Genomic DNA, 25,273 nt, shown 5'->3' on the forward strand with positions numbered 1-25,273 from the left:
ATCACAGTCTCCTTAAATGGCTGCCGGTCTGCTGGCGAGGTTGTTGAGCATGGCCCCCTTGGCCGTGATCATCTGGAAAATCATCTCCATCACCTGCTGGAAGGCCTCCGTCATCTGCGACAGAGCCTCCTTCAGTTTCTCCATGACCCCTTGCAGCAAGGTCATGGCCTGACGGTTCTCCAGCAGATCCGCCTGCTTGTTCTGCACGTTGGCCTGCTGCGCGCTATCGACCGTCTTGGAGACGCCATTGCCCACGTCGAGCACGAGATCCGCCGTCTGGGTACCAAACTTGACGGTCTTGGCGACAGTGCTCGCGGCCGAACTTCCCAGCCTGGCGGACAGATCGGCGGCCTTGACGGCCATCTTGGCGGTCACATCGGCCACCTTGCCGCCTATCTTGGCGCCCGCCTTGGCGATGGCTCCGGCGGCCCCGGCGCCAAAGGTGACCACGGCAGACAGCACGGCAAGGGCTATCTCTATGCCCATCAGGGCCGGCCCCAGTTTATCCATCACCTCCTTGGAGATGAGGCCATCTGCGGCGGCCTGCTGCACCGCCATGTTGACCACACCGACCACACCACCGGCGATCATCAGGGCGCCGGCTGCGGCACCGACCCCGGTGGCAACCAGGATGGCCCCGATGACGATGGAGGCGATGGCGCTGATCCAGCCGAAGATCTTGGAGGCCAGGCCGGACTTCTTGGCCTTCTCGGCGGCCTCGCTGGCCTCCTTCATCTTGGTCTGGTTCTCATCGATCTTTTTCAGGTTCTCGGCGCGGGTTCGCTCGATATCGGCCAGCTTCAACTTCTTCTGGGTCTGCTCCAGCTCGCTGGTCATCTTGCCCAGCTCGATCTCGAACGCCTCGGGGGAGGTGAAGGCCAGCCTGGTCAGCAGGGTACTGCTGCCCAGCAACTTGGCTGCGTTGGCGGCCCCCTGCTGGACCGTCTTCATCAGCTGGCCCAGTTCCTGCTGCTGAGCCGCACTCACCTGCTGGTTGATACCGGGCTTGGGTTGCGGCAGAGCCACCCCCTGAGCGCGCCTCCCGTTTCTGCCGTTAATCTCTCCGGCCGCCACCTGGGTGGTCTGACCGGCGCCCTTGTTGCCCTCGATCAGAGGAAGTTGAGTCCCTCCGATGATGAGAGGACGATCACTGCTTATCGGATGCATGATCCATATCCTTTTTTGCTTTGACTGCTTCCAACATGATGCCGGCGCGAGCGGCCAATTCCGCCAGCTCCGGCTTTGCTGTCGCCAGCAATTGGGCCGAGTGGAAGCCACTCTCGGCCCCCTCGAGCTCCCCCATCTGCAGGAGACACTCGGCGGCATGGAAGGGGTAACGGGGCTCTTGGAGGTCCATCATGGCGCCATAGCTGTAGCTGTCGATGGCCAGCTGGAATTGGCCAAGCGCCTGGCGGCAAGCCCCCAGCCCCAGAAAGAATCGGGCCTCGTAATGATCCAGCACGCAGAGGGCCTGAAAGATCTTGTGCGCCTCCTCATACTTGCCGGCGTGATACTGGTTGAAGCCCAGGGTGTAGAGCTGCTCAAGGGTGTCGCTGGAGACCTCATTGAGCATGGCGAGGGTGCCCCCCTCCTGCAGGAAGGCCTCTACCGCCTGTTCGTCCACCTGGGTCATGTCGTGTTCCATTGCTGCTCCTGAAAATTAAATGGCCTGAAGGATCTGTTGCATGACGCTTTCATATTTCTGGATAAAGCGATTCAATGCTTCTATGACCGAGTTATAGCGAGAGCTGATGTCATTCAGTTCGGTGGTTTTCTGACTTAGCTTGTCATTGAGTGGTTTGGCTCTGTCGCCGACCGTGGTCGCAAAATTGCTCAGTGGGTTATTATCTTTCTCATAGCTATAAGAATCTTTAACCTCACTTAAGGCACCGGTATCTTTCTTAGGTGAAAGCAGAAAATCTTTTATCGACAGGAATACAGGGCTGTCCTTTGACAAATTAGCTGGGTCTATATTTCTCTCGGTCGCGATATCTTTCAGCAACTGATATTGGGGATTGTGCTGACCATTCGCATCTTTTCTGGCAAATTCCACATGACTGCTATAGCCATACAGCTTGTAATCAAAGAGATTGATGCCATCCTTGCCGGTGTACAAAGTGCCATTGTCCTTTTTGGCTTGCGCCGTGCTGATCTCCGACTGTATGACCGAATAGGTACGTAACTCGGCGGTCAGCTTGCCCACCTCGTTCTTGAGCACATCCCGCTTGCTGCTGTGACTGCTCATGGCATCGTGCATGGCCCCGATGACATCGTCGTCGATCCGATCCGGCGTCAGCGAATAATGGGTCGCGGCCAAAAACTCTCGCAGGGTATAGCTCGTCTTGCCAGTCGCTGCCGCAGCGTTAATTAATTTCTTGAACTGTTCAAAACCGGCTTTTATCTGGGCGTCGTATTGCCCCCCCGGATTCACCGAATCAGCTGGCATAAAATAGGCGAGCACTTTTTTCAGCAGCGCTTCATCGTTGGTCACGACTAGGCTGTCAAAATATTTACCGTCTATTTTAGGGTCATGGGTGGCGGTAATTACTATTTTCTTGTCTTTGATAAGCTTGACCAGCTCATCCAATGTCGACGAGCTGCCGCCTTGCAGCTGTTCCAGTTCAACCTTTCCCAGATCCGACAGGAACAGTTGGGGATCTCTTTTATATGAGCTAATTTCCATCGCTATATCCTATATGACCAAACCGCGCATCATGGCCGGGCGCCTGGGACGGACGCCGTTGTTATTCTCTGACGGAGCAAGCTGGCGGCGACGATAAAGCTCCCCCAGCAATTCCTGTTCGGCCTGAGATTTTTCTGCCACCGACCCCTGTGAAAACAGCAAGCCGGTCACCTGCGGGCTGATACCGAGGGAGTCCCACATCTCGTTCAGCAGGGCCGTGCGGTGATCGCTGTCCCTGATCGCCAGCTCAGCCTGTGCAATCGCCGCGTCGTGCTCAGCGTCCCGGTGCTCTTTCATCTTGCCTCCTAGTCTAATTTCAGGTGTCGAACGTGCCTATCAAGGGACGTCGTCGTTTTGTTGTTTTCTCATGGATGTCAACGAGATAACCTCGGCGACATCGAGTGAGAACCAACCCGGTGAGGGCTCTGCCGCCCCGGTCCAGCGACGATAGAAGCGAGACAGCCGTTCGCTGCTCAAGGGGCTGCCATTGAGCACGCTGACATTGCCATAGAGGTGGTAGCCTGCCCCCAACACGGCAAAACCGGCCTGAGCCAGGAGATAGAGGGCGGCGAAGGGGTTGGTCAACCCCTGCCTCCCCTGCACCCTCTCGATGAACACGATCCAGATGCGGCGCTCCCCTCGTTCGACACGCCAGGCGACCCGCAGGCCGGCGTGCTCAAACAGATATCCCAGCGGGATCGGGGTGTTGCACAGGGTGTGCCTGGCGCAGGCTATCCCTCGCTCCGCAAACCAGGGCAGCAGTGGATCACCGGTCACAGGCAGACCCTCCCGAGCGGCTGGATGTTGATCTGCTGGGTCAGCTCCTGATAGGAGAGCACCGGCAGGGCGTGGTAATCCCCCTCGATGAGCTTGCGCACATAGCGGCGGATATCCATGGAGACGATGAGCACCGGCTTGTTCTGCATCTGGGCCAGATCCCCCACCGTGTGGCGGACCTGATCCAGAAAGCCCTGGGTGATGGTGGGATCGAGCGCCAGATAGCTGCCGGCGCTGGTCTGGCGAATGCCGCCACGGATCTGCTCCTCCACCTGCTGATCGAGCAGGTAGGCGGGCAATATGTTGTTGCCGTTCGCGTACTTGTAGCAGATGTAGCGTTTGAGGCTGCTGCGGATGTACTCGGTAAGCTGCACCACATCCTTCTCCTTCTGGCCCCACTCAACCATGGCCTCCAGGATGGCGCGCATGTTGCGAATGGAGATGTCCTCCCCCACCAGCCGCTGCAGGATCTCGGTCATCCGCTGCAGCGGTATGATGCGCTGCGCCTCCTTGACCAACTCGCCATAGCTCCCCTCCATCTGCTCAAGCAGATAGCGGGTCTCTTGTATGCCGATGAAGTCCTCGGCATATTCCCGCAGCACGTGGGAGAGGTGCCAGGTCACCACCTGATCCGGGGTCAGTGCCGCGAGGCGCGACTTCTCGAGCCGCTCCTGATGCTCGTTGGCCACCCAGAGCGTGGGCTGGCCCGGCAACAGCGGCGCCCCCTCCTCGAAGGGGATCCCCAGCAGCTCGAGCTGGGAGGCGTTCTCCTGCACCAGCTGGTGGCCGGGTCGCAGCAACCCGCGCGCCACCGGCACCTCCTGCAGCTGGATCAGATATTCACCGGGTCCCATCCCCTCGTTGAAACGCAGGTGGATCCCGGGGAACGGTACCCCCAGATCCAGATAGAGGGCCCGCCTGACCCGCACCAGCTCGTCGTTGAGGGCGATGGCCTCCAGCTCGGCCTGCAGGGTCGCATCCACATCGATGAGCAGGGGCACCGTCATGGCGAACTCCTCCTTCTCGCCGAGCTTGCCCCTCGGCTTGCCGCCCGGCTTGGGCTTGCTGCGGGCCGCCGGCGCTCCGGCCCCCTGAGCCAGCACGGTGGGCAGATCCTGGCTGCCGTTCAGCACCTTGCGCTGGCGCAGCCCGATGAAGTAGCCCCCCGCCGTCACCACGACCGCCAGGGCGAAGAAGGTGATCATGGGGAAGCCCGGGATCAGGCCAAACAGCACCAGCAGCACACCGCCGATCAGCATCGCCTTGGGCTGTGCCACCACCTGGGCACCGATGTCGGAGCCGAGATCGGAAGACTCCTCGGACGACACCCGGGTGACTATGATGCCGGCGGTGATGGCGATGAGCAGGGCCGGCACCTGGGAGACCATGCCGTCCCCCACCGTCAGGATGGAGTAAAGCTGCAGCGCATCGGCGGCCGATAGCCCCTTCTGGGTTACCCCTATGGTGACCCCCCCCAGGATGTTGACGAAGATGATGATGAGGCCCGCGATGGCGTCCCCCTTCACGAACTTCATGGCGCCATCCATGGAGCCGAACATCTGGCTCTCCTTCTCGATGATGCTGCGGCGCTCCCGCGCCTCGTGCACGTCGATCACCCCGGCGCGCATGTCGCCGTCTATGCTCATCTGCTTGCCAGGCATGGCATCGAGGGAGAAGCGGGCGCTGACCTCCGCCACCCGCTCCGAGCCCTTGGTGATCACCAGAAACTGGACGATGGTAATGATGAGGAAGATGACGATCCCCACCACCAGATTGCCCCCCACCACGAAGTTGCCGAAGGTGTAGACGATCTGGCCGGCGTCGGCCTGCAGCAGGATCATCCGGGTGGTACTCACCGAGAGGGCGAGCCGGAACAGGGTGGTGATCAGCAGCACCGCCGGGAAGGCGGAGAACTGCAGCGGGGAGTTGATGTAGACCGCCATCATCAGCAGCACCACAGAGATGGTCATGTTGATGGCGATGAGGATATCGAGGGCCACCGGCGGCAGCGGCAGGACCATCATGAAGACGATGGCGAGCAGCAGCACCGCCAGCATGATGTCCTTGCGCTCGCCGATGCGGCGCAGCAGCTCAAGGGAGCGTTGATTCATTCTGCTCTTCCAGTTCGAGATAGTGTTGATAGGCAAAACGGGCTTCATCGAGCCGCCCCACCAGCTGACAGGCCCGGCTGCGGCAGAGCCAGAGCGGCCCGTCCGCCTCCCCCGACCGCATCAGCAGCTCCACATGGGACAGCGCCTCCTCCCCCTTGCCCAGTTTGATCTGGGCAACCAGCAGGGTGCGCCGTCCGGCCTGATGTTCGGGATGCAGTTGCAGCAGGGCGGCCAACAGGGTGCAGGCGCGATCGGGGTGGCCGTATTGCAGGTGCAACCAGCCGGTGAGCAGCAGCAGATCCTGCTGCCGTGACGAGAGGGTCATGGTCATACCTTGTGCAGCAGATGCAGCGTCATCTGCATCAGTTGTTCATCCTGATGCATCCGCTCGAGCAGGCTGGCGGCCGCCCGCAGCTCGGCGGAGTCTCCCTGCGACAGCACGGCCCTCAGTCCCTGCATCCCCTGGTTGAAGTCCCCGGGCCGCAGCAGATCGTGGAAGCCGCTGGTGGGGGTCGCGAAGGCGAGCAGCGCCCGCTCCGCCAGACGCTCGGGATAGAGGCGGCTGATATGGGGCTCGATGGACTGGCCATCCGGCAACAGGGCGTAACGCCCAGGCAGACTGGCTTCCAGCTCATCCAGGGTGATGGCGCTGAGCCGTTCGATGCCGATATGGGCGGCGGTGATGCGACTCATGGGGCCAGCACCTCCCGCTGCAGCTGGGTCAGGGTGCGCAGCGCCTGGTGCAGCAATGGCAGGGTGAGGGCCCGCTCGTCCAGGGTGACGAACAGGATCAGCCGATCCTCTGCCAGCCAACCGACCCGCACCGGCAAGGCGGGGGCCTGGGCCGCCGCCGTCAGGGTCATGGCCCGGCGGATGGCGTCACCGCTCTGGTGCCAGGGCAGGTTGCGGGCCAACCAGAGAGTCAACTGTCCCTGGTGCTGCTCCAGTTGCAAGGTGCCGCTCTGCTCCAGTTCAAGCTGGATCAGGGGCTGAGGGTCACCCCCCAGGGTGAGGCCCAGATCCTGGCAAAACTGCACCAGCAGGGGGTCAATCCAGTTCATGATGGATCTCCAGATAGCTCGTCCTCTTCTCGTTCTATGGCACCATCGAGCGCCCCCTGGCAGCACTGCAGCAGGTTATGGCGCTGCTCCTCTTCGCTGAACAGCTCCACCGGCAGCAGGCGGATCAACCGTTTGAGCTCCTGGTAGAGCAGCACCTGCTCGCGGGCGCTCACCAGCGCGAGCCGCACGCCGATCTGCTCCACATCCCGCACGCTGGCCCAGCGTTTCTCGACCAGGGCGATCAGGTCCCCCATCAGATCAGAAGGCCCGTATGCCATGGGCCGACCCCTCCTTCACCCGCTGCCACAGATCGTCCACCTGAGCCGAGAGGGAGTTCAGCAGCCGCAGCTTGTGCATGTCGCTCATCACCCGCTCCAGCTTGACCGGATCGAGCCAGCGTTGCTGGGTGTCGAGATCGGCGCTGAGCGCCTTCATCATGAAGCCGGTCACCTTCTCCAGCGCACCGTTGCCAAAACGGCTGTGAATGTCGCGCCAGGCGGACGCAAGCGTGCGATAGTCCTGCACCGCATCGCGATAGAGATCCCGCAGATCCTGCGCGCTCCCGACCCCTTGCCTGGCGGCTTCGGCCGCCGGCGCCGTGATCCTGGCCCCCAGCACGATGGCGGTGCCCTGTTCGTCGGCCAGCTTGGCCAGCGCCTGCTCGACCAGTTGCAGGGTGCCCTGCAGCTCGGGTCTTCCCGCCAACGCATCGCGAGCCCGGCAGAGCGCCTCGAACTGTTCGCTCACCTCCCCCGAGAAGCTCTCGAGATAGGCCAGCAGCTGGGAGAGATTGGCCAACCGGCCGCTACCGAGGTGGCCGATCATCTCCTTGAGCTTCTGCTGGCGCTCGAGTTCCGGCACCTTCTCCAGATAGTCCCCCACCAGGGCCTCGATCTCGCTGATCCTGGCGTGACTGTCGCTCAGCTTTCGCCTGGCCAAAGAGAGCTCGGTGCGTTCGGAGAAGACAAAGGTCAGCTCTTCGGCCGCATCGGCCAGGGATTGAGCCGCGCTGGCCAGCACGACCCGCTCCCCCTGAAACTGGCCGCCCTGGGGCGCAAGCTGGCGGGATGCCCCCTCCGCAGCGCGCGGCTCCGGCTGGGTGGCCGGGCTATAGGGGTTGTTCTGGATAATGGCCATGGACGCTCCCGTGATGGGTGGATTGAAGAGGCGGCATTATAAAAATCCCCCCGGATCCCCTATGCCAAAATCGGCCGTGAATTTTTAGCCCGCTCCCAACGGTTTTCTAAAAACTCCCGGCTCGCGCTGAAATCCCGCGCGGCCGTCCTCCCCTATAGTGGCCGCCAGTTTCATCAGCCCCTATCCCTATGACCCTCTCCCTCGACCACATCGCCGGCCAGCTCAGCCACGCCATCGACGACTGCCGGCTGATCCAGATCCGTGGCAGGGTCACGCAGGTGACCGGAACCCTGCTCAAGGCCGTGGTGCCCGGGGTGCGCATCGGCGAGCTGTGCCATCTGCGCAACCCGGACAACAGCCTATCCCTGCAGGCGGAGGTGATAGGTTTCGCCCAGCACCAGGCCCTGCTCACCCCCCTTGGGGAGATGTTCGGCATCTCCTCCAATACCGAGGTGAGCCCGACCGGCGCCATGCACCAGGTCGGGGTGGGTGATCACTTGCTGGGGCAGGTGCTGGACGGTCTCGGCAACCCCTTCGGGGGCGGCCACCTGCCGGAGCCAGCCGCCTGGTATCCGGTCTACCGGGATGCTCCGCCCCCCATGAGCCGCAAGCTGATCGAGCAGCCACTCTCCCTCGGCATCCGTGCCATCGATGGCCTGCTCACCTGTGGCGAGGGGCAGCGGATGGGGATCTTCGCCGCCGCCGGCGGTGGCAAGAGCACCCTGCTCGCCTCCCTCATTCGCAGCGCCGAGGTGGATGTGACCGTGCTCGCCCTCATCGGTGAGCGGGGACGGGAGGTGCGGGAGTTTATCGAGGCGGATCTCGGCGAGGAGGGGCTCAAGAAGGCGGTGCTGGTGGTGGCGACCTCGGATCGCCCGGCCATGGAGCGGGCCAAGGCGGGCTTCGTCGCCACCTCCATCGCCGAATATTTTCGGGATCAGGGCAAGCGGGTGCTGCTGCTGATGGACTCCGTCACCCGTTTCGCCCGCGCCCAGCGGGAGATCGGTCTGGCGGCCGGGGAGCCGCCGACCCGGCGTGGCTACCCCCCGTCGGTGTTTGCCGCCCTGCCCCGCCTGATGGAACGCGCCGGTCAATCGGACAGGGGCTCCATCACCGCGCTCTACACCGTGCTGGTGGAGGGGGATGACATGACTGAGCCGGTCGCCGACGAGACCCGCTCCATCCTGGACGGCCACATCATCCTCTCGCGCAAGCTGGCGGCGGCCAACCACTACCCGGCCATCGACGTGTTGCGCTCCGCCAGCCGGGTGATGAACCAGATCATAGGGTCGGACCACAAGGAGCAGGCCGGCCGACTGCGCAGCTGGCTCGCCAAGTATGAGGAGGTGGAGCTGCTGCTGCAGATCGGCGAATACCAGAAGGGGCAGGATCCGATCGCCGACGAGGCCATCGCCCGCATCGAGCTCATCCGCCAGTGGCTCAGGCAGGGGACCCATGAACCGAGCTCGCTGGAGCAGGCCCTCTCCACCCTGGCGGCACTGACCCGATGATAGGCCGTTTGCAGAAGATCAAGGGGCTGCGGCGGGAGCGGGCCGAGCAGCAGCTCGCCACCCAGCAGGCTCGGCTGCAGCTGGCGCGCACCCGCCAGCGCGACGCCGAGCAGGAGACTCTGGATTACCGCCAGTGGCGCCAGCAGGAGGAGGCCCGCCTGTTCCTCCTCTGCCAGGAGCAACCGCTCGATCGCCGGGGGCTGGAGCAGTGGCAGCAACAGGTGGCCCTGCTGCGGGAGAGAGAGGCGCTGCTGGAGCAGACTGCCGCCGAGCAGGCCGAGCGGGTGGCCGAGGAGCGCAGCAGGCTGCAGGAACGCCAACTGGCGCTGCATAGAGCCCGCCAGCAACAGGAAAAGTTTGCCGAACTTCACCGCCAGGAGCTGGCTTCACAGCGGGCCCTGCGCGACTACAACGAAGAGCAGGAACAAGAAGAGTTCCGCCAGCAGATCAGGATCTAACCAGCCATGAATCGAGTCACTTCCATCGGTGGAGCATCCCTCCAGCCCGACGAGCCGCATCTCAGCCAGGCCGATCGGGAACAACAGGCCCGATTCGAACGGGCGATGCGTCCAGCCCGGGAGCCGAAGGCGGATCCCCAACCAGAGCGGGAACAATCGGCACGATCCGAGCGGACCATGTCCCCGGCTCGGGATCCACGAGCCGACCTTTCTCAAACAGAGCCGCAGCGCCTGGCGAGAGAGCAAGGGCCCATGCTCAAGACCGATGAAAGGCCACAAACACGCGCGCCCTCGCCCCTTCCCTGTGTACCTCTGCAATATGCACCTCTGCAAGGAGAGGGGTCACACCAGGAGGCACGCCTCGAGGGGCTGTTGCCAGACCGGCACCAGGTTGAAGAAAAACGGCAGCAGGGCGAGCTGGAGTCGTCAACCGACCCCTGCTGGCAGGAAGAGGATGAAAGACGGGAGAGCCAGGCTGGCCTGGCGCCACTCTTGCCCCTGTCGGCGGCCTCATTGCCTCAGGATCAGACGAGCCCCTCCCCTGCGGCCAGGGCGACGGCTCGCCAGCCCGGCGCAGAGCCCCATCAGGAGTCACAGATGGCCATTCCTCCCAGGCCACAGGAGGATGCCGGTTTGCCCGGGACGAACACGTTTGCCACCGAGCGCGAGGAGGATAGCCCCTCAGAGCCCGTGCCGACCTATCCTTCGCAACCCATCCCCCCCCTTGCCAGGACGCCGGGGGATCTGCAGCTGGCCAGGGTTGCCATCCCGGATCCCAGTGAGGAACTGGGTCGACTGCTGGAGCGGCTGGCGGTGGATATTCACCTCGAACTGGGGCGTGCACAGCGCCCCCCCCTGCTGCGCCTCAATCTGCCGGAGCTGGGGGAACTGGCGATCCGCATCGCCCGCCATCCGGGCGAGCTGCAGGTGGAGATCCTGACCACCAGCCAGGGGCAGTCTCAGCTCAGCCAGGGGCGCGGCGAGCTGCTCGACCGCCTGCAGCGGCTCTATCCCGGCGAGCAGGTCTCCCTCGATCTCTTCACCCGCGGGGATAGCGAGCAGGGCTCGCGCCAGCGGAGATCCCTCTATGAAGAGTGGGACGCAGACGCATGATGCCCATCACACTGCCCGCGGCCTCCGTCGCAGAGCTGGCCCTGCAACGGCGTCTCAGTCAGCATCGCCGGCACTTCGACTGGTCGGGTGGCGAGCTATCTCTCTCCATAGGCCTGCCACCCGTCGGCCTGGATACCCGGCTGCAACTGCACTGGCAGGGACTGGCTCTGACGCTCGCATGCCAGGGCGCCGAGCTGGCGCGCTGGCTGGCCCCGGATCTGCAACAGGCGGCGCTGTTCAGCCTGCCCGAACCGCTGCAACTGGCGCTGATCGAGCGGCTGGGACAGCCCCTATCCGGCCTCAGTTGCTCGGCTCTCGTCCAGAATGCGACCAGCAGTCATGCGGCTATCCCCGGCGAGCCCGCGCTGCAGATCCTGCTGAAGCGGGAAGGCGTCTGCCTCTCGCTCTGGTTGCATCAACCCGAGCCGCTGCTGGCCAGACTGCCACCACGTCCACCCCGAGAGCGTCGGCCACTGCCACTGCTCCTCTCCCTGCGCTGGGGGGAGATGCGCCTCTCGGTGATGGAGCTGGCCGGACTGGCCTGTGGCGACGTGCTGCTGCCGCCGCCCCATCCGATGCTGGGCCAACGGCTGCTGGCCTGCCTGGAGGGACGCCCCCTCGCCTATTGCCAACCCCACCCACAACATCTGGAACTGACCGATATGTATACCGCCGCCCCCGATGAACCGCTCGGCCCGACCGAGCTGGAGAGCCTGCCCATTCAGGTGAGCTTCGAAGTAGGTCGCCAGACCCTGGACTGGCACAGCCTCACCAGCCTGCAACCTGGCTCCCTCATCGATCTCGGCACGCCCCTCGACGGGGAGGTGCGCATCTTCGGCAACGGTCATCGGATCGGCGTCGGCCGACTGGTGGAGATCCAGGGGCGCCTGGGGGTGCGTGTCGAGACCCTGAGTGGAGAGCCGCAGCCATGATCCAGCTACCGGATGAGCTCAACCTCATCGTCGGCCTCGCCCTGCTGGCCCTGCTGCCCTTCATCGCCGTGATGGCCACCTCCTTCGTCAAGCTGGCGGTGGTCTTCTCCCTGCTGCGCAACGCCCTCGGGGTACAGCAGATCCCCCCCAACATGGCGATGTACGGGCTGGCCATCATCCTCAGCATCTATGTGATGGCCCCGGTCGGTTTTGCCACCCAGGATTACCTGCGCCAGAACGAGGTGTCGCTGGCCAAGTCCGAGTCGGTGGAGAAGTTTCTCGACGAGGGGATGGCGCCCTACCGCGCCTTCCTCAAGAAGCAGATCAAGCCGCGGGAGCACGCCTTCTTCGTCGACAGCACCAAGCAGCTGTGGCCGAGCGAATATGCCGATCGGCTGGAGCCGGACAGCCTGCTGATCCTGCTGCCCGCCTTCACCGTGAGCGAGCTCAGCCGCGCCTTCGAAATAGGGTTTCTGATTTATCTCCCCTTCATCGCCATCGACCTCATCATCTCCAACATACTGCTGGCGATGGGGATGATGATGGTCTCTCCCATGACCATCTCGCTGCCCTTCAAGCTGCTGCTGTTCGTGCTGCTGGATGGCTGGGCCCGCCTGACCCACGGGCTAGTCACCAGCTACGGGGGCTGAGATGAGTCACGCCGATATCCTGCATTTCACCAGCCAGACTCTCTGGCTGGTGCTGATCCTCTCCATGCCGCCAGTGCTGGTCGCCGCTCTGGTGGGCACCCTGGTCTCGCTGCTGCAGGCGCTGACCCAGATCCAGGAGCAGACCCTGGGCTTTGTCGCCAAGCTGATCGCCGTGGTGATCACCCTGTTCGCCACCACGGCCTGGCTCGGCAACGAGCTCTACAGCTTCGCCGACATGGTGCTGTTCAAGGTGCCGCAGATCCGATGACCCTGGAGACCCTGCAGGCCCAGATGCTGGCCTATACCCTGCTGCTGCCGCGCTTCATCAGCTGCTTCGTGATGCTGCCCATCCTCAGCAAGCAGATGCTGGGGGGAGCCATGATCCGCAACGGCGTGATCTGCTCCCTGGCGCTCTACGCCTACCCCATGGTGGCCCATAGCCTGCCGCCCGCCATGGATGGCATGGCGCTGGCCCTGCTGATCGCCAAGGAGGTGCTGCTGGGTCTGCTGATCGGCTTCGTGGCCGCCATCCCTTTCTGGGCCATAGAGGCGAGCGGCTTTCTCATCGACAACCAGCGCGGGGCCGCCATGGGTTCCCTGTTCAACCCGAGCCTCGCCAGCCAGACCAGTCCGACGGGCCTGCTGCTGACCCAGACCCTGATCACCCTGTTCTTCGCCGGGGGGGCCTTCCTCAGCCTGCTGGGGGCCCTGTTCCAGAGCTACGCCAGCTGGCCGGTGACCCACTTCTTCCCCGCCATCGGCAGCCAGTGGATCAGCTTTTTCTATGGCCAGTTCAGCCAGATGCTGTTGCTCTGCGCCTTGCTGGCGGCCCCCCTGCTCATCGCCATGTTTCTGGCGGAGTTCGGGCTGGCCCTGATCAGCCGCTTCGCCCCCTCGCTGAACGTCTTCGTGCTGGCGATGCCGATCAAGAGCGCCGTCGCCAGCCTGCTGCTGGTCATCTACATCAAGCTGATGATGGATCACGTCTATCGCCAGGTGCTGGCGGTGATGGATCCGCTGCGTCTGCTCGCCCCGGTGCTGGAGGCGAGATGAGCGGCGAGAAGACCGAACAGCCCACTCCCAAGAAGCTGAGGGACGCCCGCAAGAAGGGGCAGGTCGTCAAGAGCAAGGAGGTGATCTCCACCGCCATCATACTGGTGCTGATCGGCATGCTGATGGGGATGTCCGACTACTACCTAGAGCACTTCGGCAAGTTGATGCTGATCCCGGAGTCCCACATCCAGCTCCCCTTTGCACAGGCCCTCAACCATGTGGTCGAAAATCTGCTACAGGAGCTGGCCTATCTGTGTATCCCGATCCTGGCGGTCTCCGTGCTGGTGGTGCTCGCCTCCCATGTCGCCCAGTACGGCTTTTTGCTGAGCGGCGAGTCCATCAAACCGGACATCAAGAAGATCAACCCGGTGGAGGGGGCCAAGAAGATCTTCTCCATCAAGAGCCTGATGGAGTTTGCCAAATCCCTGCTCAAGGTCATCCTGCTCAGCCTGCTGGTATGGATCACCATAGAGGGCAACCTGCATACCATGCTGCAGTTGCCGGGTTGCGGCATGGTGTGCGTAACCCCGGTGCTCGGCGCCATGCTGGGCCAGTTGATGGCCGTCTGCGCTATGGGCTTCGTGGTGATCGCCATCGCCGATTACGCCTTCGAGCACTTCCAGCACATCAAACAGCTCAAGATGAGCAAGGACGAGGTGAAACGGGAATACAAGGAGATGGAGGGGAGCCCGGAGATCAAGGGCAAACGGCGACAGTTCCATCAGGAGCTGCAATCGAGCAACATGCGCGCCGATGTGAAGCGCTCCTCGGTCATCGTCGCCAACCCGACTCACATCGCCATCGGCATCCGCTACGAACGGGGGGAGACACCGCTGCCGCTGGTGACCCTGAAGTTCACCAATGCCCAGGCGCTGCAGGTTCGAAAAATTGCCGAAGAGGAGGGGATCCCCGTGCTGCAACGGATCCCGCTGGCCCGCGCCCTCTATCGGGACGCCCTGCTCAACCACTACATCCCGGCCGACCAGATCGAAGCGACCGCCGAGGTGCTGCGCTGGCTGGAACAGTGGCGTCAGGCAGAAGGGCACCATGCATCCTGATCGGGATTTTTTGCTGCACGATCGGATGACAATGGGGTAACGAGAGCCAGAGATCACGCTTCAGCAAGACACTCGTGTCGAACACTCCAGCCAGCACTAAATGCTGTACCGAGTGGCACACTCAGGATCACGGACACAAAAAAGCCCAAACGACGTTGTCGCTTGGGCTCTATAGATGGCGGAGGGGGTGACCGCCGCAAATCAGTCCTATCCGTTTCAAACAAACCAATAAAACCATTAAATATCAGCAAGTTAAAATCACATATCGTCCAATACAGGCCAACACCATGCTACCACTGCGCACGCATCGTGGCATACTGGATGGCATATCCAATTCCCATAGAGGCTACCTGATGGCAATCCTCACCGATACAAAAGCCCGCAACATAAAGCCTGAAGATAAGCCTCTTGCCCATGGCGGAGTCACTGGTTTGACGTTGCACCCTTCCACAACCAAAGGGAAAGGGAAATGGGTATTCCGTTACGTCAGCCCACTGACAAAGAAACGTCGTAACGCGGGCCTTGGGACTTACCCCGAGATCTCCATCGCTGACGTTGCTAGAGCTGCACAAGTGATGCGTGAACAACTGGCCAACAATCTCGACCCGCTAGAAATCCGGTTGCAGGAGCAGAACAAACCTACGATCCCAACTCTTGAGTCATCCGCGAGGCAGGTCTATGAGAGCTTGCTGCCGGGTTGGAAGAACCCCAAGCATGGTAAGCAGTGGATCACCACACTAGAGCAGTACGCATTCCCCACGATTGGCGCACTTCCCATCGATACCATTACGCCTGCTCATATCGCTTCAGTTTTGCAACCGATCTGGTTATCTATTCCGGAAACGGCAAGCCGTGTTAAACAGCGATTACATGCCGTCATGGCTTGGGCATGGGCTCATGGCTATACCTCTGCCAACCCTGTTGATGTAGTCAGCCATCTTCTTGCGGCTCAACCAAGCAAATCCGTCCGAGTAGAACGCCAGCCAGCAATGCCCTGGCGTGATATCCCTGCATTTGTACAAAAACATCTGAGAACGGCTCAGCGCTTCGATGTAACCCGCTCGATGTTGGAGTTCTTGATCCTGACAGCTTGCCGCTCTGGTGAAGTCCGAGCAATGAGATGGTCTGAAGTAGATCTAGAGGCAGGGGTCTGGACCTTGCCTGCCGAGCGTATGAAGGCCAAGCAACAACATCGTGTTCCGTTATCTCTTCGGGCCGTCGAGATCCTGATAGGGTTAAGAGGATTGCATGATGAGTTGGTATTCCCTTCGCCCCGAGACCAAGTGCCGCTCTCAGACACGGTGCTGACTATGCTCTTGAGAAGAGCCAAGGCGCAAAGCTGTACTCCTGGTCGCATGGCAACAGCACACGGCTTTCGTTCTAGCTTCCGGGACTGGTGCAGTGAGCAAGGCTATGCCAGAGATCTCGCCGAACGAGCGCTAGCCCATACAGTGCAGAACAAGGTAGAAGCAGCGTACCATCGCACTGACTTGCTGGATCAGCGTCGGCCTATGATGGATGTTTGGGCTCAGTTTGTGTCAGGTGATTTGCCAACTGAATAAGAAGGAAGCGGCCATCTGGCCGCTTCCTTCTATGTTTTTTATGATGTCACGCTCCATGTTGGCTTGCGCGAGCGCTTAACGTAGCCGGACCACTTCTGCCTCCAGCTCGGCGGCATAACGTTGTGGCTGTGCTGTTTATCGGGCGGCTACACAGCAATAATCGGTATTTCACGATTGATGAAACACCTAGTATGGGTTAGGTGTTGAGGGTATGGGGGTAGATTCAATTCACAACACATCCATAGATGGATTATCTATTTCCCCTTGCAGGGAAATCTCTCTTTTAATTTCATTGTCACGAAGAATGCCGGCGGATAGCTGTCCCATTCTTCGCCTAAGGTTGCTCGCCAAAACTCCTTGTCATTAATTTCATTGTTTATTTCTCTATCTAAGAATGCAGCATCGAAAGAGAAGTCATGTGGAGTACAGAACTGAGGGCTGTTGAAAATGAAAACCTTATTCGTGTTCATTTTTAACACATTAAATGTGTCCGCAATACCATTTAGATACATTATCTTTTGATTATAGGCTGATAGATTGGATTCATCATTGTATATAGCTGCATACTCTTTAAGAGATAATGCACTGACAGAAAATGATAAGGTTGAAATAACAACCAAGAACATCAAAGTACTTTTTTTAAATATTCTTTGGGGAGAGTTGAGCATGTTAAATATCGATCCTTGATTGGTGGCGATAATGGTTCTATCTAGTTAGATAAAATGGAAATAAATATTTTCGTATTTTTGCGCTTCAATATAGCAAAGACTATGTGTTATTACTGTTCAGTTATGATGGCGGTTTTTTGTTCTGACTATCCTTAACTCTCTCATATGAGCGAGGTATAGCAATATTTTTAGGGTATAGACGTCGGTATTGACCGGTTAATCCTAAGAGATAGCCACCCATATGTTTCTTACAAACTTTGTGCTAGTTTACCCCAATCAATGCAACTATTAATGCGATGGATACGCCAATAATAATTTGTCCCCACCATTTTCCAGACCAAGATGGATCGTTATTTGTGGCATTGCTGATAACAATATCAACAGTTGTGCTGCTCTCCATTACTTCAAGGCCAGCATCTTTTCGCATTTCTCGCAGAGCAATTTCCCTTTCAATTTCAGATTTTAAATTATAATATTTTATTTTCAGTGCTCTATGGTCAGCAATGAACAACGAGCAGATTAATAATACAATTGCTGGAGGAGTTACAACCTTAAATGTACTCAATAAGTCTCTATCTTCAAAATTAAAGAATGGTATCACACTCCAAACTTCATTTATGGGGTATATCCATGTTTTTTGAATTATATAATCAATGAGCGTATGGATGGTTTGAATCAGACTATATTTACTATCAGAGGATGCTAAATACCCGCCCTTTAATAAAGTCATTACGAAATAAATTATTGCCGTTAATGAAATTAGATATGATATATTTGAACGGATACTAGTTTTTTTTAATTTTTCAGTTAGTTTCAATTTTGGCTCCTCTGTTTATGGGGTCACTGCCACTCGCCTACATCAACATTCTGATATGTCATCTTTGCTGATTGGGGGGCTATCATTAGCCATAGTTTCACTTTTTGCAATGATCTACATCTATTACAGGGCCTCCGCATGAATGCTCATAAATTAGCCAACATCGGAAATCCTACCAGCAGTACTCGTTCTTAAAATTCGGGGCTCATCAAACAGCGTTTTTGCTTCACCGGGACGCTGGCCTTGGTTTCTTCAGCACGCAGCATAGGTCCACACCGCACAGAGGGTGCCGAAGAGGAGGTCAAACATGGGGTCATCGACCTTGGCTCTCTGGCGTTAGTCCTGGATGCTGATGAAATGCTGCTTGATGACGTCGATATCCATGGTGATGCCTTCCAAAAGGCAGGCATGGGATCACGGCGCGCTCCGTAGGTCAACTCCTCAGGAGAGGAACTAAAAACGTTCATGATCTTGCCCTGGGCTGATGCGGCACCTTCCCTGACCATTAGTTCGTCTATCTAGTGATTTGATTCTTCGCGGCTCAATTACTACTATGGTCGATGCATTGCCCCTGCACACACCCTATAAGCGATAAGACCTTATCATCCGGCTCTCGGATCTCTCTAGATCAACCTTGTACCTCATGAAGCATTGCGAAAGGAACAGATAATCAAGAGCATCAACGATCGGTTTGAGTTTCTCTTGCTCACCCGTCAGTGCATCGTTCTCATGTGGTTCTGATGCATTCGCGCTGAAAAAATAGAGTCTGCCATTTTGACTGTTAATGACAGGCAAAGAAGGACAGAGAAATGCGGGGGTATGTATTGATGCATGTGGGTAAATAGGGCTTCCACCCTTACCATCAACTGCGCTGATCTCTAAACACCATATTTCCATTATGGCAGTCGCAGCTTCATGTACGCGCTCTGATATGTTATTTGCCAGCCTCTCTGGGTAGTTGAACAACAACATGGCACTAGCATACCACCCTCTTGCCTCAGAGTATTTTATGGATACCACTACCCCGTCAAAAAACGTAAGCTGCTTACGCTTCCTCAGTTTAGCTATCAAACTCTCTACAGCCTGAACGATTTGAGAAAAATGGGTTTTGTGTCGTTGATGCTGGAAGAAAGTGTTGGCGTCCTTTACATCAGGATAGCGTTCATGATGAAAGAACAAGTCAATGACGCTGAGATAAGATAACTTATCAGGAGCATGAGTGAGGCTCCTGAGTTTGCTCACTCGGCCATCGACCATATCCCGCACTGACGCATAAAACGAGTATGCCTTCCTTTGAAAGGCGCTAGTGCTTATTCGCGACTGTAGCGCAACAACCGCCAAATTCCATCGTGATAAGCATATAAACGGTAATGCATCATTGCCACTGAACCACCTTAGGTCAGCCGCAACATCCAAAAAATCATTCCTCACATCCAACAATGCTTGGAGTAATGGCATCAACTCATGCTGTTGACTGTACGACCGTAAATGAGGGACCAACCTTAGCGCTTCTAAAAAAACTATCCCCAGTCGTCTAGCTTCAATGATAGGAAATCCTTCCTTCAAGTCAGGGGAGCGACATAAATATAGCCGTGAATCATTCGCCGCAGCTATCTGTGCCGACCCCATATCTGAGTGACGAATAAAGGCTGGCCCATCATCTTCGCTAGCTCGCGCTTCAAACTCCGCCAGCAACCCAATGCATCTACTCAATGTAGCCATCAACGTATAATCAACGGTCAGGATGCCCACAACACCACCGAGCTGAAGGCTCTGGACTTGCATTGTTGCTAGCTTTTTACTCTGACGAGCAACCCTCTTCGAATTGAACCGTGCTTTTGCCATTCCTTTGCTGCTCTATCGCCTGCAGGACATCGCTCTACGGCAATAACCCGTCTGACTTACCCCGAGGACGGCCCGGTTTAAGCGGCCCTTTGGGCATCTCACCTCGGCCAAACGTTCTCACCTTCCCCTTGAGGAGGCAAGCCACTTTAGCAAAAATCTGGGGCTTGGTCAGGTAGGCGAGGGCTTTGCGCACGTACTCACGCTTGGTGCCATCATGGTAATCCACAGCTCCGATGCCACAGAACCGATAGAACTCCTTCTGGGTATTACACACATAGACGCGCCCCTTGCCTTGGGTGATCGTCTTCCACTGCTCACCGATACCCAACCCGATTGTGATGTCTTCACGGTGCTTGGAGCCGTCGTAGAAACACACCAGATGGTAATGGTACCCCGTCCTCTCTGCGTACTCGAGACTCCAGGCATAGCCTACAGCGTCTTTGAGAAAGACACTGTTGCGCCGGTCCCCGAGCAATTGCTCGCGATACTTCACCACGTCTTGCAGTGACACGCTATCGCGCTCAGCCTCAAGAAAGGCTAAGTCGACTCGAATGACCAGCAACCTGGCGTAGCGGGTAAACAAGGCATCGACGTACTTTTCCAGCGCCTTGTAGTTCTTGGCAGGGCCTCGTTTAAAGTGTTTGATTGCCTTGCGCGTATCAGGGCTGTTCAGGTCCTCTTTCAAGTGCTCGAGGTGACCCAGCAACAGGGATTCATGCTCAGGGGCCCACCGCAGATTCTCCAGTTCATCATGCAACCGATGAAGCGCAATGAAATCCGCAAACAGATGGACCACAGGGTTATAGATAAACACCTGGGGTTTAATATTCACCGCAGTAATTGATTTGGCACATTGCAGCAGTTCCTGACCAAAGGTGCCCAATCGCCTATTTTTGGTCAGAAGTGAAAAAGGCGTTGTTTGCTGAGAAAGCTTATCAAGAAAGAGTATGCACGAACGCACCGCGCTAAAGTCTGAGCGGACTTTATCAACGGCCAGCACGTCATTATCCATGATATCAAAAACACTTTCACACGAGATTTTAAACGCTTCTGAGTCAACACCAAAAATAGAATACATAAAGATACCTGATAATAATCGCTATGCTTTTAGCAGCGTTTCAGGCTGCTTAATAGCCATTTAAATGAATGCTTGACTGATAATTAACTGGGTTTATTTGGTGCTCAATTCGCCCCCTATCTAGCCTATGCTATTGGTTCCCTGTAGTACTCCTCCTGATATGCACATGTTGTGTTCATCATTATTTGGCTTGCTAAATTACACTTGTATATATACTGCTATCTCTTGCTGCCACGGTTATGCTTTACCTCCTATGCAGCAGCTGCCTACTCTTTTATATCTTGGATTATCTATCCCTTCGTGTATTAGGTTGCATATATACTTACATGTTATTCATAGGTGCGCCCTATATATTTTTTATAGGCATACCTAACAAACAATAACAATAACTACAGAAGACGAATCTAATGCTCGTATTTTAAATTGAAGACCCTTATCGATGGTTGAATAAAATAAATGCCGGACATCTCTTTATCTATTTTTGGCGTGACGCCCAGAGTTAAGGTGTACGGCGCGTAAGCAGCCACTGATCGACTTCGTGCTCGAACCACCCGACGGAATTGGCACCCAAGCGGATTGCCTTGGGAAAGCTCTTATCAAACCGAGGCGAAGAGGGGGCCAGTCGATCGTAGAGCGAGGAGCGGGACAGCCCCAATTTTTTGATGAGATCCTTGCAGCGCAAGATCTTGAAACCTGATGTCATAGCTACCTCCATTGCGTTAGTGGGGAGACTATAACCAACCCAGTATCCAATGCCGAGCAATGCTACTGCCAAGTTAGCCTTACTTTAACTAAATGCAAGCGAGAATCATTAGATATGAAGAACCTCCTCGTTTCATGCCAAAATGGCTTAATCACACCGCTACTCAAGCGACCCCCAACAACTCGCTATACTTGGAGGGCATATCTCACTTCCAGAGTTAGTTCTCTGCGCCCATTGTTAGTTCATCATTGTTTTATATCAATTATTTACAAATTATTCACAACGTTTTTCAAACCTATATCTCTCGCTTGAACACAGGGAAATATCTGCCTCTCTGCGCCACAACCGGCCCCCTTCTCAGGTTGTTCAACCGTCCCTCCTGAAGCTCTGACCTGGGTCTCATTACCATGATGAAGGGGCGTAATTTCTTACGCCCCCGCTCAGTGAGCCTAACCCGGTGCTTCACTCATTTCGACCCAATCGGAACACTAGACGTTCAACGGTGTCGAGCAGCAAGGTACGGTCGGCATTATCCAGCCGGGCCAATTGCTGGCTCAGCATGATCCCTTGCTCGGTGGGTCGGTTCCCATCGTTGAACAGAGCATCCACTGTGGGGTTCTATTTCCAGAAAATCTCAGACCTACATCCCCTCATGAGTACACAGGCGTACGCCTGCATTTCAATTATCCTGGAGGACATATGGCTCACCTTATCGACACCATGGCCTATACCGGCCAAACACCCTGGCATGGCCTTGGCAATATCTTGCCACCACAACAGTCTTTGGATATTTGGCTGCAAGCTGCCGGAATGAATTGGACCATCGAGCAGAGCGACGTAATGTTTAACATCGCCTCCGATGCACTGCATATTCGCCCCTATCCCGACAGCAAGGTACTCTACCGCTCCGATACTCTGGAGCCCCTGTCGGTGGTCTCCCAGCGCTACAACGTGGTGCAGCCCCATGAGGTGCTGCACTTCTATCAAGACTTGGTGGAGGTCGGTGGCTTCGAGCTGGAAACGGCAGGCTCCCTCAAGGGCGGCCGCAAGCTGTGGGCGTTGGCCAAGACTGGCCAAGATTTGAAGCTCAAGGGCGGTGACTTGGTGAAGTCCTATCTACTGCTTGCTACCAGTTGCGATGGTACGCTGTGTACGACAGCGCAATTCACCTCCCTACGAGTCGTCTGCAACAATACCTTACAGATGGCATTGAAAGAGAGTACTGGCGCCATCAAGGTGCCCCACTCCACCCAGTTCGATGCCATGGCAGTAAAAGAAGCACTGGGGTTGGGGCTCTACCACTGGGATGAATTCCAGATCCAGACCAAGGCACTGGCAGAGCGACCAGTTGCACCTGAAGAAGCCCTGCACTTCTTTAGCGACTTGCTGGCACAACCGTTGGATGAGGAGAACATCATCCTCACCCGTCCCGTGCAAAAGCTGCACGAGCTCTATCAGGGAGCAGGCATGGGCTCGGAGCTTTCCAGCTCGCGCAATACCGCCTGGGGGCTGGTCAATGCGGTTACCGAATACGTTGATCATCATCGTCGTGCTCGTAGTCAGGATCACCGACTCGATTCCGCTTGGTTCGGCCAGGGCGCCCAGCTCAAAGCACAGGCATTAAATCGGGCTCTAACCCTGTTGCAGTAATTTCCCTTCGTTTATTTCTCGCCACATGACCCCTCACCCAGATTGGCATAGGCCAATCCGGGCTGGGGCATTTATGCCGTGTAAGCGAAAGGCAAATATGGTCAGACTCCAGCATCCGCAGAAGTCCATTCAGATCAATGCGTAGCGATTGCCCGCGCTACGAAATCACTACGGGCCGCCGATCACAGAACGGCCCGTCATTCATCTCAATCACTGGTATTTGGTCAATAGCTCAGGCCCTTGTGACACGCACGAAATAGGCACTGTTTTTAGCCCTTTTCAGGTCAATAGGGTTTGTTTGAGGCTTTTGGCTGGTGACGTCAGTGTACCCTGCCCTATTGACCAGGAGGAGACTATGGCACTGGTGGGTTATGCACGAGTCAGCACGGTAGGACAGAGCCTGGACACCCAACTACAGGCGCTGGCCGAGTGCAGCAAGATCTTCAAAGAGAAGGTGAGTGGGGCCAAGGACGACCGGCCGCAACTTACCCTGCTGTTGAAGTTTGTGCGTGAGGGGGACGTGGTGATGGTTACTAAGCTGGATCGCTTGGCACGTAATACCCGACATCTTTTGGAGATCTCTGAGCATTTGCAGAACAAGCGGGTGGCACTGAGGATCGTCAATCTAGGGATCAACACCTCTACCCCAACCGGCAAGTTGATGCTGACCATGATAGGTGCCATCGCCACCTTTGAACGGGAGCTGATGCTGGAGCGGCAAGCTGAGGGGATCCAGTTAGCCAAGCAACGTGGGGTCTATAAGGGTCGTAAACCCACGGCAATGGCCAAGGGAGATGAAGTGCTGGCGCTGGTTGAACAAGGGCTCGCCAAGGTGGAAATTGCCAGACGAATAGGGATCAGTCTCTCAAGTGTGCAGCGGATCCTCAAAACAATAAAACGTTAATACACATCCGTGTTTAAAAGGGAGCTTTATGAAAACATCCATCGCGATATTAGCAATGACATTATTATGCAGTGGTTGTGCTGCTACACAGCCGAGTTGGCAACAGTCTGACGGCAGTCTGGGGAAAACCCGCTATTACATAGCTGTTACCGAGCGCTCTGATTTTTATATTACCTGCTCTAATCATCAGGTCCAGATGGGTTTTGCCAATGAGCACAGCAACATCCGCCTTGATGCTATTGTTATTGATGGGCAACGCATTGATAACTTTTATTTTGATAGTATTCAGTTCAAATATGATGAAGATTACGAAAAATTCCGTCCCTTCTGGACTCAATTGCGCAGCGCCAAACGTATCACTGTCATAGCCGCCAATGAACCGCCACAATCATTCGAATTGCCCACTTCGAATTTAGCCAAGGTATTACCTGCCGATGTCACTCAATGTGATGGCCAGCAGAACTAACCCTCGTATCTGTCCTGCTATTTATCACCCCCGAAGCATGCTTATTGATAGAGCGAAAACTGCTAGTCAGTTCCGCAGGTGGATTGCCTTTCTGGGGTTTAAGAAAAATGAGCTTGGCCACATGTTCTGAATAGGGAAAAGATAAATGCGAAATGCACGAATTGACGGTCTGCTGAGCGCGTTGGTGCTAGCAGGCCTGCTGTCTGCAGGTAATGCAATGGCCTATGGTGAGGCCGGGCGGTGGAGCACCGGGTGGGGGCAAGGTACCACCGAGTATGCCGCTGTGGTGGATGAGAATAATCAGTTGTATATCGCCTGCAATGACCTTCGTAAAGTCAGGATGTCCGCGACGGTCAACGGCAAACAATACGGTGGCGTTGACCAGCCAGGTTTTGCCATCGTCATTGATGGTCAGCGCTTCGATGAGCCTTATGACACCGAGTCTCGAGTCGGGGAGAGTAACTTCTTCTTCCTCTGGGACAAGATGCGCAGCGCCAAGACCATGGTGGTAGAGACAGCAGATGGGCAACAGCTCGCTCTTCCTACTAAAGATGCGGCATCGGTGTTGCCCGCCACTCAGAGTGCTGACTTTGGGTGTCTGACATGGGACAAGGACGCGACAGCGTCACCGGCATCAACGCAGGTGCAGCCGTCAGCCCCAGAGCAGCAAGCCGCTCCCGCACCGGTTGCGGCAGCCCTGCCGCCCTCCACCTTCAGCGTTCGTTGGTACTTTCAGGAGTGGGCACCCCGGCAATACTTTAAGAAAGTAGAAATCGTCTCCCACAGCAACAATATCACCCTGCGCAATGCCATCCTCAATCGAGGTAACTGCCCTTTACTGCCAGCGCACGAGCTTCCGGTAACCCTTGGCTTTGGTCAGACACACACGCTTCCCTTCTCAAAGCGCTGCACCCTGCTTGAGCTGCAGTTGCTGACAGACCAAGGGGAAGTGACCTACCAGTTTGACCCGCAGTCCTAGTTGCGACTCAACCTTAACCAGCCGGTGCCTTGTGCACCGGTTTTTTTATGCCCATCG

Annotated in this window: 29 protein-coding genes and 1 pseudogene; 13 read left to right on the top strand and 17 right to left on the bottom strand. The window is 57.0% G+C overall.

The features are described from left to right. Window positions 1–12 precede the first annotated feature (12 nt). Genes sctE through sctW form a run of 11 tightly spaced genes read right to left on the bottom strand, consistent with a single transcriptional unit; the run spans window position 13 to window position 7,769 of the window. A complete protein-coding gene (sctE, locus tag ACT5M9_RS03235) occupies window positions 13–1,167 on the bottom strand; it encodes a type III secretion system translocon subunit SseC family protein (protein WP_457977981.1) in 1,155 nt (384 codons plus the stop codon). Next, entirely contained in the window at window positions 1,148–1,645 is a 498-nt protein-coding gene (locus ACT5M9_RS03240; RefSeq protein WP_457977979.1) for a SycD/LcrH family type III secretion system chaperone, read from the bottom strand. The genes sctE and ACT5M9_RS03240 overlap by 20 nt, the downstream gene beginning before the upstream one ends. 15 nt (window positions 1,646–1,660) lie before the next feature. After that, window positions 1,661–2,683, bottom strand: coding sequence for a virulence-associated V antigen (locus tag ACT5M9_RS03245; RefSeq protein WP_457977977.1), 1,023 nt, complete (start codon window positions 2,681–2,683; stop codon window positions 1,661–1,663). Between the two features lie 9 nt (window positions 2,684–2,692). Then, window positions 2,693–2,980: an LcrG family type III secretion system chaperone gene (locus tag ACT5M9_RS03250; protein ID WP_457977975.1), complete on the bottom strand. Its 288-nt coding sequence runs from the start codon at window positions 2,978–2,980 to the stop codon at window positions 2,693–2,695. 39 nt (window positions 2,981–3,019) lie between these two features. Beyond that, window positions 3,020–3,460: an LcrR family type III secretion system chaperone gene (locus ACT5M9_RS03255; RefSeq protein WP_457977973.1), complete on the bottom strand. Its 441-nt coding sequence runs from the start codon at window positions 3,458–3,460 to the stop codon at window positions 3,020–3,022. Further along, window positions 3,457–5,619 carry a SctV family type III secretion system export apparatus subunit AscV gene (gene ascV, locus ACT5M9_RS03260; RefSeq protein ID WP_457977971.1) on the bottom strand — a complete coding sequence of 721 codons (2,163 nt, stop codon included), beginning with the start codon at window positions 5,617–5,619 and terminating at the stop codon, window positions 3,457–3,459. Before ascV ends, ACT5M9_RS03255 begins: the two co-directional genes overlap by 4 nt. Further along, on the bottom strand, window positions 5,552–5,896 hold the full coding sequence (gene ascY, locus ACT5M9_RS03265) for a type III secretion system chaperone AscY (protein WP_457977969.1): 345 nt from the start codon (window positions 5,894–5,896) through the stop codon (window positions 5,552–5,554). The genes ascV and ascY overlap by 68 nt, the downstream gene beginning before the upstream one ends. 2 nt (window positions 5,897–5,898) lie before the next feature. Further along, complete coding sequence (gene ascX / locus ACT5M9_RS03270; RefSeq protein ID WP_457977967.1) at window positions 5,899–6,264, bottom strand: type III secretion system protein AscX; 366 nt, start codon at window positions 6,262–6,264, stop codon at window positions 5,899–5,901. Then, window positions 6,261–6,632, bottom strand: a complete 372-nt coding sequence (gene acr2, locus ACT5M9_RS03275) for a SycN family type III secretion system chaperone Acr2 (RefSeq protein ID WP_457977965.1) — start codon at window positions 6,630–6,632, stop codon at window positions 6,261–6,263. The genes ascX and acr2 overlap by 4 nt, the downstream gene beginning before the upstream one ends. Beyond that, complete coding sequence (locus ACT5M9_RS03280) at window positions 6,629–6,910, bottom strand: TyeA family type III secretion system gatekeeper subunit (protein WP_457977963.1); 282 nt, start codon at window positions 6,908–6,910, stop codon at window positions 6,629–6,631. The genes acr2 and ACT5M9_RS03280 overlap by 4 nt, the downstream gene beginning before the upstream one ends. Then, on the bottom strand, window positions 6,891–7,769 hold the full coding sequence (sctW, locus tag ACT5M9_RS03285) for a type III secretion system gatekeeper subunit SctW (protein WP_457977961.1): 879 nt from the start codon (window positions 7,767–7,769) through the stop codon (window positions 6,891–6,893). Before sctW ends, ACT5M9_RS03280 begins: the two co-directional genes overlap by 20 nt. Before the next feature lie 188 nt (window positions 7,770–7,957). Here sctW and ascN point away from each other — a divergent pair, with 188 nt between their 5' ends. The 9 genes from ascN to ACT5M9_RS03330 all read left to right on the top strand — a co-directional run bounded on the left by ascN (window position 7,958) and on the right by ACT5M9_RS03330 (window position 16,106). Next, window positions 7,958–9,280: a SctN family type III secretion system ATPase AscN gene (gene ascN, locus ACT5M9_RS03290; RefSeq protein ID WP_457977960.1), complete on the top strand. Its 1,323-nt coding sequence runs from the start codon at window positions 7,958–7,960 to the stop codon at window positions 9,278–9,280. Then, a complete protein-coding gene (gene sctO, locus ACT5M9_RS03295) occupies window positions 9,277–9,738 on the top strand; it encodes a type III secretion protein (protein ID WP_457977958.1) in 462 nt (153 codons plus the stop codon). The genes ascN and sctO overlap by 4 nt, the downstream gene beginning before the upstream one ends. A gap of 372 nt (window positions 9,739–10,110) precedes the next feature. Next, window positions 10,111–10,851 (top strand): type III secretion system needle length determinant, encoded by a 741-nt coding sequence (locus ACT5M9_RS03300; RefSeq protein WP_457977956.1) that lies wholly within the window; start codon window positions 10,111–10,113, stop codon window positions 10,849–10,851. Then, window positions 10,848–11,783, top strand: a complete 936-nt coding sequence (gene sctQ, locus ACT5M9_RS03305; protein ID WP_438548545.1) for a type III secretion system cytoplasmic ring protein SctQ — start codon at window positions 10,848–10,850, stop codon at window positions 11,781–11,783. The genes ACT5M9_RS03300 and sctQ overlap by 4 nt, the downstream gene beginning before the upstream one ends. Next, a complete protein-coding gene (gene ascR, locus ACT5M9_RS03310; RefSeq protein WP_438548546.1) occupies window positions 11,780–12,433 on the top strand; it encodes a SctR family type III secretion system export apparatus subunit AscR in 654 nt (217 codons plus the stop codon). The genes sctQ and ascR overlap by 4 nt, the downstream gene beginning before the upstream one ends. 1 nt (window position 12,434) lies before the next feature. Then, window positions 12,435–12,701: a SctS family type III secretion system export apparatus subunit AscS gene (gene ascS, locus ACT5M9_RS03315; protein WP_042654982.1), complete on the top strand. Its 267-nt coding sequence runs from the start codon at window positions 12,435–12,437 to the stop codon at window positions 12,699–12,701. After that, window positions 12,698–13,486, top strand: a complete 789-nt coding sequence (gene sctT / locus ACT5M9_RS03320) for a type III secretion system export apparatus subunit SctT (protein WP_457977954.1) — start codon at window positions 12,698–12,700, stop codon at window positions 13,484–13,486. The genes ascS and sctT overlap by 4 nt, the downstream gene beginning before the upstream one ends. Further along, window positions 13,483–14,544, top strand: a complete 1,062-nt coding sequence (gene sctU / locus ACT5M9_RS03325; RefSeq protein WP_457977952.1) for a type III secretion system export apparatus subunit SctU — start codon at window positions 13,483–13,485, stop codon at window positions 14,542–14,544. The genes sctT and sctU overlap by 4 nt, the downstream gene beginning before the upstream one ends. A 353-nt stretch (window positions 14,545–14,897) precedes the next feature. After that, on the top strand, window positions 14,898–16,106 hold the full coding sequence (locus ACT5M9_RS03330) for a tyrosine-type recombinase/integrase (RefSeq protein ID WP_457977950.1): 1,209 nt from the start codon (window positions 14,898–14,900) through the stop codon (window positions 16,104–16,106). A gap of 254 nt (window positions 16,107–16,360) precedes the next feature. Here the strand turns inward: ACT5M9_RS03330 and ACT5M9_RS03335 are convergent, their stop codons facing one another. The 6 genes and pseudogenes from ACT5M9_RS03335 to ACT5M9_RS03360 form a co-directional block, all read right to left on the bottom strand. Beyond that, window positions 16,361–16,774 carry a hypothetical protein gene (locus ACT5M9_RS03335; RefSeq protein WP_457977949.1) on the bottom strand — a complete coding sequence of 138 codons (414 nt, stop codon included), beginning with the start codon at window positions 16,772–16,774 and terminating at the stop codon, window positions 16,361–16,363. Window positions 16,775–17,036: 262 nt separating this feature from the next. Further along, a complete protein-coding gene (locus tag ACT5M9_RS03340; protein ID WP_457977947.1) occupies window positions 17,037–17,591 on the bottom strand; it encodes a hypothetical protein in 555 nt (184 codons plus the stop codon). Window positions 17,592–18,173: 582 nt separating this feature from the next. Further along, window positions 18,174–19,436 (bottom strand): hypothetical protein, encoded by a 1,263-nt coding sequence (locus ACT5M9_RS03345; RefSeq protein WP_457977945.1) that lies wholly within the window; start codon window positions 19,434–19,436, stop codon window positions 18,174–18,176. A gap of 34 nt (window positions 19,437–19,470) precedes the next feature. Then, a complete protein-coding gene (locus tag ACT5M9_RS03350) occupies window positions 19,471–20,514 on the bottom strand; it encodes a YagK/YfjJ domain-containing protein (protein WP_457977943.1) in 1,044 nt (347 codons plus the stop codon). 499 nt (window positions 20,515–21,013) lie between these two features. Further along, window positions 21,014–21,229 carry an AlpA family phage regulatory protein gene (locus ACT5M9_RS03355; protein WP_520395670.1) on the bottom strand — a complete coding sequence of 72 codons (216 nt, stop codon included), beginning with the start codon at window positions 21,227–21,229 and terminating at the stop codon, window positions 21,014–21,016. 450 nt (window positions 21,230–21,679) lie between these two features. Further along, window positions 21,680–21,808: pseudogene (locus ACT5M9_RS03360) on the bottom strand (helix-turn-helix domain-containing protein); the annotation flags it as partial. A gap of 108 nt (window positions 21,809–21,916) precedes the next feature. Here ACT5M9_RS03360 and ACT5M9_RS03365 point away from each other — a divergent pair. From ACT5M9_RS03365 to ACT5M9_RS03380, 4 genes are all read left to right on the top strand, one after another. After that, on the top strand, window positions 21,917–22,867 hold the full coding sequence (locus ACT5M9_RS03365; protein WP_457977941.1) for a DUF932 domain-containing protein: 951 nt from the start codon (window positions 21,917–21,919) through the stop codon (window positions 22,865–22,867). Between the two features lie 355 nt (window positions 22,868–23,222). Beyond that, complete coding sequence (locus ACT5M9_RS03370; protein ID WP_457977939.1) at window positions 23,223–23,771, top strand: recombinase family protein; 549 nt, start codon at window positions 23,223–23,225, stop codon at window positions 23,769–23,771. 28 nt (window positions 23,772–23,799) lie between these two features. Next, complete coding sequence (locus ACT5M9_RS03375) at window positions 23,800–24,237, top strand: YfjT/YkfB family phage-associated protein (RefSeq protein WP_457977937.1); 438 nt, start codon at window positions 23,800–23,802, stop codon at window positions 24,235–24,237. 145 nt (window positions 24,238–24,382) lie between these two features. After that, complete coding sequence (locus ACT5M9_RS03380; protein ID WP_457977935.1) at window positions 24,383–25,216, top strand: YfjT/YkfB family phage-associated protein; 834 nt, start codon at window positions 24,383–24,385, stop codon at window positions 25,214–25,216. The last annotated feature ends 57 nt before the right edge of the window (window positions 25,217–25,273 follow it).

It is taken from the genome of Aeromonas sp. AE23HZ002T15 (genome assembly GCF_054165525.2).

Excerpts from the sequence above, each read along its gene's own strand:
- ACT5M9_RS03365 (WP_457977941.1), top strand. The coding sequence starts at position 21,917 with ATGGCTCACCTTATCGACACCATGGCCTATACCGGCCAAACACCCTGG.
- ascX (WP_457977967.1), bottom strand. The coding sequence starts at position 6,264 with ATGAGTCGCATCACCGCCGCCCATATCGGCATCGAACGGCTCAGCGCC.
- ascS (WP_042654982.1), top strand. The coding sequence starts at position 12,435 with ATGAGTCACGCCGATATCCTGCATTTCACCAGCCAGACTCTCTGGCTG.
- ascV (WP_457977971.1), bottom strand. The coding sequence starts at position 5,619 with ATGAAGCCCGTTTTGCCTATCAACACTATCTCGAACTGGAAGAGCAGA.
- ACT5M9_RS03355 (WP_520395670.1), bottom strand. The coding sequence starts at position 21,229 with ATGGAGGTAGCTATGACATCAGGTTTCAAGATCTTGCGCTGCAAGGAT.
- acr2 (WP_457977965.1), bottom strand. The coding sequence starts at position 6,632 with ATGAACTGGATTGACCCCCTGCTGGTGCAGTTTTGCCAGGATCTGGGC.
- sctQ (WP_438548545.1), top strand. The coding sequence starts at position 10,848 with ATGATGCCCATCACACTGCCCGCGGCCTCCGTCGCAGAGCTGGCCCTG.
- ACT5M9_RS03250 (WP_457977975.1), bottom strand. The coding sequence starts at position 2,980 with ATGAAAGAGCACCGGGACGCTGAGCACGACGCGGCGATTGCACAGGCT.
- ACT5M9_RS03370 (WP_457977939.1), top strand. The coding sequence starts at position 23,223 with ATGGCACTGGTGGGTTATGCACGAGTCAGCACGGTAGGACAGAGCCTG.
- ascR (WP_438548546.1), top strand. The coding sequence starts at position 11,780 with ATGATCCAGCTACCGGATGAGCTCAACCTCATCGTCGGCCTCGCCCTG.
- sctU (WP_457977952.1), top strand. The coding sequence starts at position 13,483 with ATGAGCGGCGAGAAGACCGAACAGCCCACTCCCAAGAAGCTGAGGGAC.
- sctW (WP_457977961.1), bottom strand. The coding sequence starts at position 7,769 with ATGGCCATTATCCAGAACAACCCCTATAGCCCGGCCACCCAGCCGGAG.
- ACT5M9_RS03345 (WP_457977945.1), bottom strand. The coding sequence starts at position 19,436 with ATGGCAAAAGCACGGTTCAATTCGAAGAGGGTTGCTCGTCAGAGTAAA.
- ACT5M9_RS03375 (WP_457977937.1), top strand. The coding sequence starts at position 23,800 with ATGAAAACATCCATCGCGATATTAGCAATGACATTATTATGCAGTGGT.
- ascN (WP_457977960.1), top strand. The coding sequence starts at position 7,958 with ATGACCCTCTCCCTCGACCACATCGCCGGCCAGCTCAGCCACGCCATC.
- ACT5M9_RS03280 (WP_457977963.1), bottom strand. The coding sequence starts at position 6,910 with ATGGCATACGGGCCTTCTGATCTGATGGGGGACCTGATCGCCCTGGTC.
- ascY (WP_457977969.1), bottom strand. The coding sequence starts at position 5,896 with ATGACCCTCTCGTCACGGCAGCAGGATCTGCTGCTGCTCACCGGCTGG.
- ACT5M9_RS03240 (WP_457977979.1), bottom strand. The coding sequence starts at position 1,645 with ATGGAACACGACATGACCCAGGTGGACGAACAGGCGGTAGAGGCCTTC.
- ACT5M9_RS03245 (WP_457977977.1), bottom strand. The coding sequence starts at position 2,683 with ATGGAAATTAGCTCATATAAAAGAGATCCCCAACTGTTCCTGTCGGAT.
- ACT5M9_RS03335 (WP_457977949.1), bottom strand. The coding sequence starts at position 16,774 with ATGCTCAACTCTCCCCAAAGAATATTTAAAAAAAGTACTTTGATGTTC.
- ACT5M9_RS03380 (WP_457977935.1), top strand. The coding sequence starts at position 24,383 with ATGCGAAATGCACGAATTGACGGTCTGCTGAGCGCGTTGGTGCTAGCA.
- ACT5M9_RS03330 (WP_457977950.1), top strand. The coding sequence starts at position 14,898 with ATGGCAATCCTCACCGATACAAAAGCCCGCAACATAAAGCCTGAAGAT.
- sctE (WP_457977981.1), bottom strand. The coding sequence starts at position 1,167 with ATGCATCCGATAAGCAGTGATCGTCCTCTCATCATCGGAGGGACTCAA.
- ACT5M9_RS03350 (WP_457977943.1), bottom strand. The coding sequence starts at position 20,514 with ATGTATTCTATTTTTGGTGTTGACTCAGAAGCGTTTAAAATCTCGTGT.
- sctT (WP_457977954.1), top strand. The coding sequence starts at position 12,698 with ATGACCCTGGAGACCCTGCAGGCCCAGATGCTGGCCTATACCCTGCTG.
- sctO (WP_457977958.1), top strand. The coding sequence starts at position 9,277 with ATGATAGGCCGTTTGCAGAAGATCAAGGGGCTGCGGCGGGAGCGGGCC.